The organism is Actinopolyspora lacussalsi (assembly GCA_030803735.1).
In the GTDB taxonomy this organism is placed as follows: domain Bacteria; phylum Actinomycetota; class Actinomycetes; order Mycobacteriales; family Pseudonocardiaceae; genus Actinopolyspora; species Actinopolyspora lacussalsi.
This window is the reverse complement of sequence record JAURUC010000001.1, coordinates 1,397,320-1,411,964: the sequence shown is the minus strand read 5'-3', so window position 1 is coordinate 1,411,964 and position 14,645 is coordinate 1,397,320. Positions and strand designations below refer to the sequence as shown.

Here is a 14,645-nt window from a genome sequence, read left to right as displayed (position 1 = left end):
CCCGGACACACCTCGGTTTCGCGCGGGCATCCGCGTGGTTCGTCCGGAACCGCTCGCCGGGCGGGTAACGGATCGTTCAGGGTTTGCGGGCCACCACGCAACCCAGACAGCGTTCGACGTCCTTGTACTGCCGCAGTTTCGGCCCGTCCGGCCACCACTGGTCACAGATCACTACCCCTGGATCCAGTCCGGGACCGGGCTGAATGACCTCCATCCCGGGGACCATCGCCGCGATCTGCTCATGGGTGCGGAACGTCCCCGAACCCATGGCGCTGTGGGTCATGATGTTTTCGAGGCGGCGTGCCAGCGGGCTCAGTTCCGGGGTCCGCGGGTCGAGGAAGTGCGAGACGGCTACGAACGATCCCGATGGCAGTGGTTCGACGTAGCGGCGCATCAGCTCGACGAAGTCGTCATCGGGATAGTGGTGGATGGTGCTGATGTGCAGCAGTCCCACGGGTTGGTCGAAGTCGATGTTCCGGGTAACCACTTCGTGGTTGTAGACCTGCTCCGGTTTGTAGATGTCGGCATCGACGATGTGGGTGCCCTCGTTGTCGGCAAGGAGGGCATTGCCGTGGGCCAACACCACCGGGTCGTTGTCCACGTAGCACACCCGGGCCTGCTCGTCGAGGCGCTGTACGACTTGGTGGGTGTTCTCCGCGGTCGGCAGGCCGGAGCCGCAGTCGATGAACTGACGGATGTCGGTCTCATTGGTCAGGAATCGTGCGACCCTGATCAGAAAGTTGCGGTTGGCCCAGGCCATCTCCCGGATTTCCGGTGCCGCCGTTTTGATCTCGTCCAGTACCTGTTGATCGACGGCGTAGTTGTCCTTACCGCCCAGTGCGGCGTCGTAGACACGCGCGATGCTCGCCCGCGTGGGATCAACCCCCACCGGCACGGAGCTGGGGGCCGGAACGTTCGTCTCGGTAGCCATGAGCCGTCCTTGCTTCCGGGAGAAGAGCACAGGAAAGAGCCAACATATCGTAGCGGGATGAACACAATTCATCCCCCGAATAGGTGAGTGCACAATGGTGCGTGGGCACTCGACGACTCGTTCCCCCGGAGGCCACACCCTGGGGGCGCACGACGTGAAACCGTCGTGCGCCCCACCCGCACCGCTCAGGCGGTGGGATTGATCCGGTTGTAGGCGGGTTTCGGGTTCAGCGATTCGTCGAACAGGCAGGCCGCTCCCTGGCCGTCGAACGTGTTCGGCACCCAGGAGTGCCGGTCGGTGTAGCCCCACGTGGTGAACTCCACGCAGCGCGAGACCGCCTCGCAGGCGTTCCAGAGCCGCTCGTAGTAGTCGGCCTGGGTGTTGAGCTTGCCGTCGGTGACGGGCAGCGTCATCCGCACGTCGGCCTCGGTGATGGCGACGTCGACACCGAGGTCGGCGAATCGCTGCAGGTTCGACTGGAAACCACCGGGAAAGCTGTAGTCGATGGAAAGGTGCGTCTGGAACCCGACGCCGTGGACCGGCACGCCCTGCTGCCGCAACGAGCGCACCAGATCGTAAATCGCGTTGCTCTTGTCGTTGACCCAACCGGTGTTGTAGTCGTTGATATAGAGCTTCGCCGACGGATCGGCCTGGTGCGCCCAGCGGAACGCGTCGGCGATCCAGCCGTCACCGAGTTTCCGTTGGAAGATCGAGTCGCGCCGCGTGCCGTCCGAGTTGAACACCTCGTTGACCACGTCCCACGCCCGGATCTCGCCCTCGTAGCGGTTGACCACCGTGGTGATGTGGTTCTTCACCGTCGACCGCAGCTCGGAGGCGGACAGATCGTTCAGCCAGCCGGGATGCTGCTTGTGCCAGACCAGTGTGTGCCCGCGCACGCTCTTGCCGTGCTGCCGCGCGTAGTCCATGACCGCGTCGGCGCCGGACCAGTCGTACTGGCCGCGATTCGGTTCCAGCACCGACCACTTCATGGCGTTCTCCGCGGTCACGCTGCTGAACTCGTCCGTGAGCACCGAGCGGTAGTCGTTCTCGTTCACCAGCGCCGAAGCCGCGACGGCGCTGCCGACGTAGTTGTCGGTCAGGTCCTTGAGCGGGGTTCGTGCCGGAGCCTGCGCGTCGACGCCGGAAGCCTCAGCCGCGTCCGGCGTGGCCAGCGCGGGCGCCGTCTGCAGGGTGAGCAGTCCCGCGCTCGCGGTCAGTACCGCGCACAGCCTGCCGAGCCTGCCGTGGTTGCGTAACGCTCGCAGCATTTCTGTCGCTCCTCGTGGATCGTTGCTTGGAGCGCTCCCAAGAAACACGTGCTCTTCCCCGGGAAAGTGTTCGATCGGTTCCGGGGTGCGCCTGGGAGCGAGGAGGGAATACGGCGGCATCGTCCGATGGTGGTGCGATGCCGCCGTGGAAAGCGTTCCTTTCGAGAAGGCTCTTCCCGAAACGGGGATTCAGCCGCTGACCGTCAAGTTGGAGCTTCCGCTGCTCTGGTATCCCTCCGTAGCGAGGACCATGTAGTAATCGAAGCTTCCCAGGCTCATGCCGTGCTGGGCCCAGGCGTCGAAGTGATTACCGGTGGTTATGTTTCCACCCGCCCTCGGGGACTGCCGAACGCTCCAGAACTGCGGGAAGGTCGCCGTGCCCTCCACGGAGGGAGCGTCGTACCGCATCGTCCGGTAGATGTCGTACGTACTGCCGTCGCTGTATACCGTGCCCCGGTGGTCATTTCCTCCGGGACGGTAGGTTCCGTAGTCCTCGACGATGTAGTACTCCACGAGTGGGTTCGACGTCCATCCGTAGAGCGTCAGGTAGCCGTTGCCGGAGGGGTAGAAGCCGCCGGAGTAGTACACGTTCCTGCGGCCACCGTAGCTCCAGCCCTTGCCGCAGACGAAGTTGCCGCAGTCGGTCCACGAAGTGCTGTAACTGCCCCCGGAGGACAGGGTCATCGAAACCGATCCGCCGCCATCGGTCCAGAACGTGTAGTAGAACCCGTCGTGGGTGCCGGTTTCGTTCTGCGTGATGGTCCTGGCCGCGTAGGCGGTCCCGGGCAGCATCAGCGCGGACGCGCCCAGCGCCAGGGTTCCGGCGCCTCCGAGAAAACTCCTGCGGCCGAATGAGTTCGGTGCGAAATCGTCGGTGTTCATGCTTCCTCCGGTTCGGATCGGTGGACTTCGAACGGGTAATACGACTCGACGGTCCGTCGGTGGAGCGATTCGCGCGAATGACCGGGATCAACGGTGATCGAGGTCTGTCGACACCGAACAATGTCGACCAGGTCACGTCGATCTGTCAATGGTTTCCGTAAATGTTCCGGAAACCCGCTCGTTACCAGGTGGGCGGTGCTGCCCAGTGGGAAATACAAAATTTTTCCAGATAAAACCAAGTACACTGTGGAATGATGTTTCCGAATTCGCTTCACGACGAGTCGGCGGGATGGTCGCCGGATGTCGGGACTCGCCTTGGAGGACATTGACAGTCTTCGGTGCCGAACCTATATTTCCCGTGCTCCGGAGATTCCTGTCGTACTATTTCCCGGAACCTCGCCCAGTACGCGCCGAAGGGACCCGTCATGACTCCTGGAAGACATCGGCGAACGACCAACCGCCTGCTCGTGCCACTGCTGCTCCTCGGGCTGTCGTTCGGATCGGCGAGCATCGCCCAGGCAGGTCCCGGCGGGGCAGGACTCGGCGTGGCAGGACTCGGCGAGGCGGCGGACGCCACCGTGGTCGACTCGACCGGACAACCGGGACGTACCGTGGCGCTCACCTTCGACGACGGCCCCAACGCGGGAGAGACCTCGAGCATGCTCGACCTGCTCGGCGAGCACCACGTCAAGGCCGTCTTCTGCCTGTGGGGCCAGCACGTGCGGGAGAACCCCGAACTGGTGCGGCGGATCGTCGCCGAGGGGCACGTCCTGTGCAACCACACGATGCGGCACGAGAACATGAGCACGTGGTCGCCCGCTGACATCAGGGCGAACCTGCGGGCCACGAACGAGGTGATTCACGAGGCGGTGCCGGGAGCCGAGATTCGCTACTTCCGTGCTCCCTACGGCGCGTGGGGCGAAACTCCGGGCGTGGCCGCGGACATGGGGATGCAGCCGCTCGGCTGGAGCCTTTCGGTGGCGGACTGGAACCGCCCCGGTACGGACGTGCTGGTCCGGCGGCTGATGGACGGTGTCTCACAGGGCGGTGTCGTGCTGCTGCACGACGGTGGTGGCGATCGCGGCCAGACCGTGGGGGCGGTCTCCCGAGTCATCCCGCGGTTGCGCGATGAAGGTTGGCGCTTCACGCTCCCAGCGCGCTCCGGTTGAGCGGAAGTCGTGTACCGGAACTCCCCCGTGGCGCCGCGCGGTACGTGCACACCGGCCCGAACGGCCGCGCGGCACCTCGCACGAGGTCCACGCCGAGACCGAATTCCACGAGACGTGACCAGCGAACCCGTCGTCCTCGGGTGCTGAACCTCGTTTCCGAGGCGTGCGTCCCGGCAGCGGAAACACAAGCCGAGCACAGCGGAAACGCCGCTCCGCCGTGATTCGTTCCGGCTCGGAACAGTGGCGTTCTCGGCGGCCGTGCCTGATTTCCCCGTTCTCGACGCGAGAGGTGAAACCACGGGGAAGTCCGCTCTCCATCGGGTTCGTCGGGAGAATTCGTATCCAGTACGATTCTTGGCTGTCCCGGTGCTGCTCATCCTGCCGCCAGCTTTCACGCCGCGATGTCAAGGCGCCATACGTGTAAAATCCGGTGATCGCTTCGATTCGTCGTTCGTGAGTTCCGCGGGATTTTCCGGGTTCGTGGGGTATGGCGTTTTCCGGCGACAATGGGTTAGTTTTCCGGCTGTCCCTGTTAGAGAGGGGGCCGGGTGCGCGGCTACGACAACGAGGTCAACCGGGACAACGGGCGTGGAGTCGTCGCTCAGGCGGCCGTTCGTAGGGGCAATCTGGCCCGGGTCCTCGGCGAGATCCGGTCGGCCGGGGTGTATTCCCGTGCCGCGCTGGCCACCCGTACCGGGCTGACCAAGGCCACGGTGTCCAACCTCGTCAACGAGCTGATCGGACGGCGGCTGATCCGCGAGACCGGAAGGAAGCAGTCGGGCAATGTCGGCCGCCCGTCCCGGATTCTCGAACTCGACGGTGGTTCGGCGGCGGCTCTGGGACTGGAGGTCAACGCGAACTGTCTCGCGGTGCGCGGGGTCGACCTCGCGGAGCGGGTGCTGCTGGATCGTCGGGTCGGCTTCGACGCGGTCCGAGTGGGACCTTCCCGCACCGTCGACGAGCTGTCGCGACTCGCGGCGGAGGCGATAGCCGAACTGCGGAGCTCCGGCATCCGGCTGGTCGGCGTCGGCGTGGCTGTGCCGGGGCTCGTGGACGTGCCCAGCGGCACCGTGCGCCACGCGCCGAACCTGGGGTGGCAGGACGTGCCGATCACCGAGTGGCTGCGCGGCCGGCTCGATCTCGCCCCGGAAACCACGATCACCGCCGACAACGAGGCCAACCTGGCGGCGCTGGCCGAGTTCGGCGACGAGGCCAACACCGTCTCCGAACTGGTGTATCTGACCGGGGAGCTCGGTATCGGTTCCGGCCTGATCACAGCGGGGCGACTGCTGCGCGGCTCGGACGGTTACAGCGGGGAGATCGGACACTTCCCGGTGGACCCCTACGGACGTAGGTGTCGCTGCGGGCAGCACGGTTGCCTGGAAACCAAGATCGGGCTGGCAGCGGCGGTCCGAACCGCCGCACCGGACCTGGTCGGAACCCTCCGGGACCCGGATGAGCAGGCGCGGATACTGCTGCAGCGCGCCGAGGCCGGTGATCAGCAGACGCTGGCCGGTCTCGACGAGATCGGCCGTTGGCTCGGCATCGGGATCTCGATCGCGGTCAACATGCTCAACCCGGGAGCCGTGGTGCTCGGCGGCTACTTCGCCACGGTCTCCGCCCACGTGGTACCGACCGCGCTGCGGGAACTGCGGAGCAGAACCGTCGCGGGCCGGTCGGCGATATGTCCGGTCACCGCCTCGGTTTTCGGTTTCACCGCCGCCGTGCGCGGAGCGGCGATCGTTATCACCGAGGAGGTCTTCCGGGACCCGTGTCTGGTTCCGCCGGACACGCGGGAGTAGCTCTCGTGGGACCGTGACAGCAGGACTCCGCCGCACGTGGTGGTCCGATCACGGCCCCGCGTCGCTGTCCCGCGTTCGAGTCTCCACCGTTTCGCACAGCGCCCGAATCCGTTCCACGCTGGGTGGGGTGTGGGCGAGATCCGCCTCGTGCGCTCGCGCACGGCTCAACCTTGCCGTGAGCACTCTGCGCTCGAACCCGGTTCGTTCGTCCCGCAGCTCCGCCAGGGTTTCGCTGCGTGCGCGGGTCGTGAGCTCTTCCAGCGATTCGTCCCGAACGCTGTGAGCGCTGCTGATCCAGTGGTTTTCCCGCTCGGCCTCACGTGCCCGCTCCGGAAACCGAGTTATCGGGAATCTGTCGAGCAGCCACCTGGTCAGTTCCGCCAGTCTCCGGTCGTGCAACCTCGCGGGGTCCAGTGCCGCGACCACCTCGTCGGCCCGGGCGGACACGGCGGCGCCGGAGACCAGGTCGGCGACGACAACGTTCGGGTCCGATTCCGCCTGCGCCCGGTAGGCGAGGGTGGCGAGTTCCGGCTCCGGAGCGCGGCGAAGTTCCCGGCGGATCCGGGTGGCGAGTTCCGGTGAGTACGTGTCCAACAGCCGCAGCAGTGTTTCGCCGAGTACGCCGTGATAACTGTGGTTCAGGAACCGTCGGTGCAGTTCCGCGTCGATTTCGCTCAGCAGTGACGCGTAGCGGTGATGGTTCTCGAGAGGTTTGCCCTGTTTCTGCTGTTCGTCGAAGCGTAGCAGCACCGCTTCGGCGAGGGCCGGACGCGCCGCGTGCGGCACGGAATCGATCAGCCGCCCGCGCAGTCCGGCGTCCTCGTCCGCCTCGTCGAGGATCCACGCCGCGATGATCGGGGGAGCCCACCTGCTCCAGGTCGAGGTGTCCAACCCGTCCAGCCGGTGTGGTTGGTGGCGAAGCAGCGTGCTCAGCAGGTATACCCCGGACCAGTCGGGCAGCACCTCCTCGGTCGAGATGTGTCGCAGTCCCGCGTCCGAGGTGGACGTGACCCGGTGCGTTCGGACGTATTCGAGACCGAGGTCGAAGACGTCGCGTCGTTCCTCGGGGGCCAGCAGCTCCCAACCGGGCCGTTCGGTCAGGTCCTGGGTGAAGTAGTGGTCGATGGACCATCCGCCGTCCTCGGCGAGCCTTCGGCAGACCTGCCACCACTCGGCTACGTCCCGGCGTGCTGCTTGAAGTGCCTCGGTGAGTTCACGGCGTTGCTTCGCACGTTTTTCCTCGTCGGAGGGGGCCGGATCGGTCCTGTGCATCTTGCGCAGCATCTCGGCCCGCCCCGAGTCGCTCGCGACGTTTTCGCGCAACTCCCGGATATGCGGGTACGCCGGATGTTCCTCGGGGACCGAGAGGATCAGATCCGCGCTACGGGCGTCCGGCTCCGCCACGAGCAGCGGCACACAACCGCCCAGCACGGACCGAGCTTTCTCCCCGAATCGGGGAAGCACCTCCAGTATCCACTCGATATCCGTTTCCCCGACCAGATCCAGCAAGAGCAGCCACCGTACGAAATCAGGGCGGATCCGCTCCGCGAGGAGCACGGCCAGCTCGCGTCGGAGCCGGGGATCGTTCAGCCGTGGGACCGTGACCCGATCGCGCCAGCGTGACCAGTTGTGGTTGATGACCGCTGCCGTCACGTCGGCGAGTTCGACCACGCTGGGCAGTGATTCGGCCGCGCGCCACCCGTTGTCCAACAGTCCGATGATGAACCGGCCGTAGGTTTGTTCCCCGGCTCCGGCACACTCCGCTCCCCAGGCCAGTGCTTGCGGAAGGTCCCGTACGGGAATCCGGTCCGCCAGCGTTTCCAGCGACCGCCAGTAGGAGCCCTCGAACCGGTCATCGCCGCGTCGCCGTATCGAGTCGAGGAGTTCGGCAGTGGGCAGTGCTCCCGGGTACAGTGCGTCGATCCCGGCTGCCAGCAGCTCCTCGTCCGGATCCTCCTCCGGTTCGAGTCGCAGCAGCGACGCCAACTCGTCCGGCGCGCTCTCGTCCGACAGTGATACCACGGCCATGGCCCCCGCCCGGCGCGCGCCCGAACTCCACCGTGGGCTCAGCACCTCTTCGAGAAGCTCCGGCACCGTTCCTCGGCACCGACCTTCCTCCGCGAGCCGAGCGATCCACCACAGCTGTTCGGAGTGCTCGATACCGGCCCGCAGCCACCCCAGCAGTGCGCGCTGCAGTCCGGGATGCACGAGGGTGGCGAGGTCGAGCTCCTGCACGGCTTCGAGTTCACCCTCGGCCGCGGCTGTGAGCAGTGACTCGGTCATAGTGGCCCGAACACGATCGGAGGACGGTTCCACCCCTGTTCGAGCCAGGAGGGCGGCGTTGGCCGGGATCAGGTCCTGGACCAGCTCGGGATCCATGTTCGCTGTCCACGCCGTTACCGCGGCGAGGGAACCGGGAACTCGACCGTTGTCGTGAACTCCCAGCAGCTCTCCCAAACGATCCCGCTCGAGCTGTCGCGAGACCACGAAACACGCCGCGAGGTAATCCGCGTGCTGTCGCAGGCGGAATTCCACCCCTCCACCACGAGCGGGAGCGAACAACGCGGTGTCGAGCACTTCCTCGTGCCCGCCCTGCTCACTCGGCGCGGCCTCCTCCGGGAGCGCGACGGCAAGCGACTCCCCGACGGGCGTTCCGGAGCCGGATTCGCCCCCGCCTGTCGCCTCGCCAGGGCTGACGTTCCCGAAGATCGACACCGCGGCCAGCCACATCGCCCGCTGCCACTGGTGCCGCCGTGTCAGGGCGGCGCCGGTGGAACCCGTCCCACCCAACGCGACGTCTGTATCGTGCTCGATCGCCGCACGTTGATCCGATGGTAATTCCCCAGTGTCTCGCCGGTGGCGGGCCACCGCCTCGAACCACATCGCCGATGCCGGAGGTCGCCATGAACCGGTCTCAGCGAGCTCGGTGAAAAGCTCCTCCGAGACGCCGATCCCGCGTGCGATCGAATCGGCCGCGTCACGCGTCAAGGGGAGAAGCTCGAACACTTGGAGCGCGAGCGGAGTGCGACGCAGAACTCGCGCTTCCGGCCTGTTCCAGGTGGTGGTCCGGCAGGCCAGGCGCAGTCGTGCCCGTCGTTTCCCGGGAACGCGCAACCAGTCCCGGAGTTGTTCGAGAATGCCGGGAAAATCACCAGCCACGGCATCGACCCCGTCCAGGTGAACGACACCGTCCTCGTACTCGGCCGCCGCGGCCAGCGCCCGGTACGCCTCGGTTACGTCCAGCAGGGTGAAGTCGATGACCGTCGCCCCGGACTCGGCCTCGCGCAGCGCTTCGAGCACGGTGGTCTTACCCGCTCCGCCCGGTGCGAGCAGCACGAGATCACCGGAGGACCCGACGAGCTCGGAGACCGCCATCGGCGCGGTACAGCGCCCGGCGCGCCTGGGCGGTTCCAGGAAACCGTTCCGATCCCGGACCACCTCGCGAACCGCCGGCTCTCCGTACCTGGGTGGTTCGTTTCGAAGTGGTCTCACATGGCGATCCGATCCCGGTCGGTGCTCGGGACCGCTCCTCGTATCACGCGGCAGCGTACTCATATCGGCTCAACGCTAATCGCGGAATCGAGCGGCCGGGAATGTGATCCGTGCGATTCCCGGAATAGCCGTCACGGGTGAACGCGTTCGAACGGTTGGTCGTAACAACTACGACCGAGCTCGTCACGGTGCCCGCGCGGAAGGATGCGTTTGCCATGGGTGTCCCACTGTCCGTCCTCGATCTCGCCACCATCGGTCATGACGAAACCCCGGGCGACAGCCTGCGGGCCAGCATCGACCTGGCGCAACGAGCCGAGCGGTGGGGGTACCGGCGCATCTGGTACGCCGAACACCACAACATGTCCCGCATCGCCTCCTCGGCGACCAGCGTCATCATCGGGCACATCGCCGCCAACACCAGCTCGATCCGCCTCGGCGCGGGCGGCATCATGCTGCCGAACCACGCCCCGCTGACCATCGCCGAGCAGTTCGGCACCCTGGAGACGCTGCATCCGGGGCGCATCGACCTCGGCCTCGGCAGGGCGCCCGGCAGTGACCAGAACACCGCGAAGGCGTTGCGCCGCGACCCGAAGGCGGCCGAGACCTTCCCGCAGGACGTGCAGGAACTGCAGGGGTATCTGGGGGAGAAGTCGCTGGTGCAGGGAGTGCAGGCCGTGCCCGGCAAGGGGACCGGCGTGCCGCTGTACATCCTCGGCTCTTCGTTGTTCGGTGCCAAACTCGCGGCCGCGCTCGGGCTGCCGTACTCGTTCGCCTCGCACTTCGCCCCGAACGCGCTGGAGGACGCCGTGTCGGTCTACCGGCGTGAGTTCACCCCCTCCGAACAGCTGTCGGAACCGTACGTCATCGCGGGGGTCAACATCGTCGCCTCCGACACCACCGAGCAGGCGCGGGAACAACTCCAGGCAGCCAAGCGCAGCAGGCTGCGGATGCTCACCGGCCGCAACCTCACCCGCGAGGAAGCCGACAGCGCTCTGGACTCACCCGCGGGGCAGCAGGCGCAGCAGATGCTTACCTACTCGGCGGTCGGAACCGCCGACGAGGTGAAGAACTACTTGGACGGTTTCGCCGAGCACGCCCGGGCCGACGAGCTGATGGTCACCTCGCTGGCTCCGGAACGGGATGCCTGGCTGCGTTCCTTCGAACTGCTCGCCGAGGTCACCGGAATGGTCGACGTCGCGGCACAGCACTGAGCCGACATCGGGCACGCCCCGCTCCGTGCGTCGATACCGCGCGGCACCCCTTCGCGGTTCGTGCCCGCGTGTGTACGCTGCTGGGTGAGCAGTGGCCAGGGTCGTGGGGAGCGCGTGGTATGTCGATCGGTGAACCGTCTGGTAGCGAGGGTATCGACGTCCGGACGCCGAACGCGGCGCGGATGTACGACTACTACCTCGGTGGGTCGCACAATTTCGCCGCGGATCGGCAGGCCGCGGAGCGCGCGGTGGAGATCACGCCCGTCATGATCCCTGGTGCGCGTGCCAACCGGGCGTTCCTGCAGCGGGCGGTGCGGTTCTGCCTCGACCAGGGGATCCGCCAGTTCCTGGATCTCGGTTCCGGGATTCCCACCGTGGGGCACGTGCACCAGATCGCCCACGAACGGGACAGCTCGGTTCGGGTGGCCTACGTCGACAACGAACCCGTGGCGGTGTCCCACACCGGTCAGCTCTTGGACGGTGTCGAGAACGCGACGATCAGCAGGGCCGACCTGCGTAAACCGGACGAGGTGCTGGCCGAACCCGGGGTAGCCGGGTTGCTCGACTTCGACGAGCCGATGGCCGTGCTGGCGGCGGCCGTGCTGCACTTCGTCGGCGACGAGGAAGGGCCGGCCGAGCTGGTCGACTCCTACCGCCGTGCGGTGGCACCGGGCAGTTTCCTGGTGGTCTCGCACATCACCGATCACTACGACGAGCCCGACCGGGTCGAGGAGATCTCACGGCTGTACCGCGACACCAGCCACCTCGCCAACCACCGTTCGGTGGACGAGTTCGCCGCGCTGCTGGGCGACCTCGAACTGGTGGAGCCGGGTCTGGTGCACGCCGTCGACTGGCACCCCGATTCTGACGAGGTGCCGGAAGGGGCCCGCAACGCGTTCTGGGTCGCGGTCGGCAAATGCTGAGTCTTCTCGCGGTGGTCGTGTTTCAACGGCCTGGCGAGCTCTCGGCCCGCTCAGCCCGTTCGGCTTCCTGCCGCAGTGCCTTCTGGCGGATCATGCGGAAGATGTAGCTCAGCACGCCGAGGATCATGCCCTGCAGCAGGAAACTCATCGGATACTCCGCCGAGGCGGTGCCCTCGGCAGCGTAGGAGATGACCGGGAGGAGTACCGCGGCCAGTACGCACAGTCCGCAGCTGAACGCGCAGCCGGCCGCGAATCACCACGCTGTCCGGCTCGACACCTTCACCTGTGTCTCGGGTGGGGCATATCGCTGCATATGTCCAAGGTAATCGAGTGCCTTGTCCTGGTTCGGCGAAGATCATCGGCCGTTGCGGGACCGTGATTCGAGGGGCACGGCAGTGATCGGATGGAGAGTTCGTCCGATACGCCATGATGAGTGTCACCGAAAGCATGGTCGCCTCTTCCGCGCTCGCCGGCGGATCGTTAAGCTTTTCCGGGCCGGCCTTCGCCCGGACAGCTGCGTCAGCAGAGCATTGAATCGGGCGTGCTGATTCGTCCGATCGAGGAGTGTTTTCCCACCGCATGGATCGTTCGAAAGAACCCGTTGGTTGCTTGGAAGCGGTCGTCCTTCCGAAGCACTCACCGCTGAAGCCGGTCCCAGTCTTGTTCCCGCGGTGCGCGTTCGTTCTCGATCCGGTGCCGGGAGCCTCGTGGCGATCTTCCGGGATATCCCGAGATGACTACTGATCATTCCTCCCAGCTCGACGAGAACGTGATCGCCGGCGCCAAAGGCAAGGTCGGATCGGCCGCGAGAACAATCATCGGTCGTGTCCAGGAGTTCGCCCAGCGGGCCACGGCGCTGCTCTCCACTTCGGAAACCCTGCGTGCGAAAGCCGCGGAGCAAGCCGCCACCCTGCGTGAACACGAAGTTACGGCCGAGCTGGGCAACAGACAGGTCTCCGACCTACGACCTTTGGTGGGCAGGGGCGTGCGAGTCGGCGCCCTGCCCAACGCGGGGTATCGCACTGTCGCAGACGTCACCGTCGCGAACAGCTACCAGCTCAATGCTGTTCCGGGTATCGGAGTGCAGACGGCACAGCGGATTTCCGAAGCGGCGGACAGCCTGGCCGAACAGGTTCGTGGCGAAACACGTGTACGCTTCGATCCGGATCGTCGCGACAGTGGGCAGACCGAACTACTGGCGACTTTCGCGGCTATTCGACAGGCCGACGACCTACGTGCACGGTTGCGGCAGCCGTTGGAGCGGTTCAGCAACCAGACCACACCCCTGGTGAAAAAGGCACAGCCCACCACCAGGCGTCTCGGAATGTTCTTCCGCCGTCGAGCGCGAAAACGAGAGGCGCTGGCCGCGTTGGCGCAGCTCGACGCCGTTCTCGCCGACCCCGAAGTGACTACGCTGCAACAGGAGGTGGAGCGGGGAGAACTGGCCGTTGACCCCGGGACCTACTCCGCGGAGCAACTCTGGCAGGACTATGCCGAGAACGCCGCTCAGTACAACGCTTTGCTCTCGACGATGGCCGGTCCCGCGACCGAGGACGAGGCCGAGGCGGCAAGCGGATTCGTCCCGGACGAACTGCGGCAGCGTATCGATGCGGAGCCGTTGGACACCAGCATGCTCAAGGCGACCCTACGTGGTTATCAGGCATTCGGCGCGAAGTACGCGGTTCACCAGCGGTATTCCATCATCGGTGATGAGATGGGACTTGGCAAAACCGTGGAGGCTCTGGCCACCATGACGCACATGGCAGCCAAGGGCCAGCATCGTTTCATGGTGGTGTGCCCGGCCAGCGTGCAGATCAACTGGCTCAACGAGATCGAGCGACACACCGCGCTGAAGCCACACAGCCTGCACGGTGCGGATCGTGATGCCGCGACCGAACGATGGAAACGCACCGGAGGGGTGGCGGTCACTACCTTCAGTACGCTGGGAAAGCTGAAAGGAGCGGCGGAGGCTGACGCCGCTATGCTGGTTATCGACGAGGCACACTACGTCAAGAACCCCGATTCCCTGCGTTCTCGCCATGTTTCCCGTGCGCTGGAGGGCTCACAGCGTGCGCTGTTCCTCAGCGGTACTCCGATGGAGAACCGGGTCGAGGAATTCCGAAATCTCATCAACTACTTGCAGCCAACGGTGGCGGACCAGCTCGATCCCACCGACGCACTCGCGGGCGCCCGGCGTTTCCGGCGGAGGGTGGCCGAGGTCTATTTGCGGCGCAACCAGGAGGATGTGCTCACCGAACTGCCGGACAAGGTCGAGATCGAGGACTGGGTCCGGTTCACCGGCGAGGACGAGCAGAAGTACGCGGAGACCGTTCGTGCCAAAAAACTCATGCAGATGCGACAGGCGGCATACCGAGCCGAGAACTCCGCGAAGCTCGAACGACTTGAAGAGATAGCGACCGAAGCGAGGGAGGACGGACGTAAGGTCGTCGTGTTCTCCTTCTTTCTCGATGTGCTCAACACGATTCACCGGCGGCTGGGTGACGCGGCGATGGGGCCGCTGACCGGCTCGGTGTCGCCGGGGGACCGTCAGAGTCTGGTCGAGAGCTTCACGAACAAGCAGGGCCACGCCGTATTGCTCAGCCAGGTCGAGGCCGGTGGTGTCGGGTTGAACGTGCAGGCGGCTTCGGTGGTGATCATGGCGGAACCACAGTGGAAGCCCAGTACCGAGGAACAGGCCATCGCCCGTTCCTATCGAATGGGCCAGATCCGCAAGGTTCAGGTTCATCGCCTGTTGGCGAAGGACAGTGTCGACGAACGTATGCGTGAGATTCAGCAGGACAAGGCGCTACTGTTCGACGAGTTCGCGCGCAAGAGCGACGCCAAGGACGCGAACAGCTCGGCTGTGGATACCGGAGTGTTCCGGCCGGAAGTACTCGACGACGAGTCCCTTCCGAAGGAACAGCGCATCGTCATGGCCGAACGGCACCGGCTGGGGGTGGGGTGAGC

Annotated in this window: 10 protein-coding genes; 5 read left to right on the top strand and 5 right to left on the bottom strand. The window is 65.8% G+C overall.

Translation table 11 applies throughout. The features are described from left to right. Nucleotides 1-76: 76 nt before the first annotated feature. The 3 genes from J2S53_RS06190 to J2S53_RS06180 form a co-directional block, all read right to left on the bottom strand. Nucleotides 77-931 carry an SAM-dependent methyltransferase gene (locus tag J2S53_RS06190; RefSeq protein WP_456240175.1) on the bottom strand — a complete coding sequence of 285 codons (855 nt, stop codon included), beginning with the start codon at nt 929-931 and terminating at the stop codon, nt 77-79. Nucleotides 932-1,116: 185 nt separating this feature from the next. Further along, entirely contained in the window at nt 1,117-2,199 is a 1,083-nt protein-coding gene (locus J2S53_RS06185) for an endo-1,4-beta-xylanase (RefSeq protein ID WP_456240174.1), read from the bottom strand. 189 nt (nt 2,200-2,388) lie between these two features. Beyond that, on the bottom strand, nt 2,389-3,081 hold the full coding sequence (locus J2S53_RS06180) for a glycoside hydrolase family 11 protein (RefSeq protein WP_092973030.1): 693 nt from the start codon (nt 3,079-3,081) through the stop codon (nt 2,389-2,391). Between the two features lie 425 nt (nt 3,082-3,506). Between J2S53_RS06180 and J2S53_RS06175 the strand changes: the two genes are divergently transcribed. Beyond that, complete coding sequence (locus J2S53_RS06175; RefSeq protein WP_456240173.1) at nt 3,507-4,250, top strand: polysaccharide deacetylase family protein; 744 nt, start codon at nt 3,507-3,509, stop codon at nt 4,248-4,250. A 548-nt stretch (nt 4,251-4,798) separates the two neighbouring features. Then, nucleotides 4,799-6,052 (top strand): ROK family protein, encoded by a 1,254-nt coding sequence (locus tag J2S53_RS06170; RefSeq protein WP_456240172.1) that lies wholly within the window; start codon nt 4,799-4,801, stop codon nt 6,050-6,052. A 48-nt stretch (nt 6,053-6,100) separates the two neighbouring features. Here J2S53_RS06170 and J2S53_RS06165 read toward each other — a convergent pair whose 3' ends face one another. After that, complete coding sequence (locus J2S53_RS06165; RefSeq protein WP_456240171.1) at nt 6,101-9,490, bottom strand: hypothetical protein; 3,390 nt, start codon at nt 9,488-9,490, stop codon at nt 6,101-6,103. A 269-nt stretch (nt 9,491-9,759) separates the two neighbouring features. Here J2S53_RS06165 and J2S53_RS06160 point away from each other — a divergent pair, with 269 nt between their 5' ends. Continuing rightward, complete coding sequence (locus J2S53_RS06160) at nt 9,760-10,755, top strand: LLM class flavin-dependent oxidoreductase (RefSeq protein WP_092928304.1); 996 nt, start codon at nt 9,760-9,762, stop codon at nt 10,753-10,755. Between the two features lie 119 nt (nt 10,756-10,874). Next, the gene (locus J2S53_RS06155; protein ID WP_456240170.1) at nt 10,875-11,678 is read left to right on the top strand and encodes an SAM-dependent methyltransferase; all 804 of its coding nucleotides are present in this window, start codon (nt 10,875-10,877) and stop codon (nt 11,676-11,678) included. Between the two features lie 22 nt (nt 11,679-11,700). Here J2S53_RS06155 and J2S53_RS06150 read toward each other — a convergent pair whose 3' ends face one another. Next, entirely contained in the window at nt 11,701-11,826 is a 126-nt protein-coding gene (locus J2S53_RS06150; RefSeq protein ID WP_456240169.1) for a hypothetical protein, read from the bottom strand. 585 nt (nt 11,827-12,411) lie between these two features. Between J2S53_RS06150 and J2S53_RS06145 the strand changes: the two genes are divergently transcribed. Next, on the top strand, nt 12,412-14,643 hold the full coding sequence (locus J2S53_RS06145; RefSeq protein ID WP_456240168.1) for a DEAD/DEAH box helicase: 2,232 nt from the start codon (nt 12,412-12,414) through the stop codon (nt 14,641-14,643). Nucleotides 14,644-14,645: the final 2 nt, after the last annotated feature.

Coding starts and splice junctions, on each gene's coding strand:
- J2S53_RS06190 (WP_456240175.1), bottom strand. CDS start 931: ATGGCTACCGAGACGAACGTTCCGGCCCCCAGCTCCGTGCCGGTGGGG.
- J2S53_RS06185 (WP_456240174.1), bottom strand. CDS start 2,199: ATGCTGCGAGCGTTACGCAACCACGGCAGGCTCGGCAGGCTGTGCGCG.
- J2S53_RS06180 (WP_092973030.1), bottom strand. CDS start 3,081: ATGAACACCGACGATTTCGCACCGAACTCATTCGGCCGCAGGAGTTTT.
- J2S53_RS06175 (WP_456240173.1), top strand. CDS start 3,507: ATGACTCCTGGAAGACATCGGCGAACGACCAACCGCCTGCTCGTGCCA.
- J2S53_RS06160 (WP_092928304.1), top strand. CDS start 9,760: ATGGGTGTCCCACTGTCCGTCCTCGATCTCGCCACCATCGGTCATGAC.
- J2S53_RS06155 (WP_456240170.1), top strand. CDS start 10,875: ATGTCGATCGGTGAACCGTCTGGTAGCGAGGGTATCGACGTCCGGACG.
- J2S53_RS06150 (WP_456240169.1), bottom strand. CDS start 11,826: ATGAGTTTCCTGCTGCAGGGCATGATCCTCGGCGTGCTGAGCTACATC.
- J2S53_RS06145 (WP_456240168.1), top strand. CDS start 12,412: ATGACTACTGATCATTCCTCCCAGCTCGACGAGAACGTGATCGCCGGC.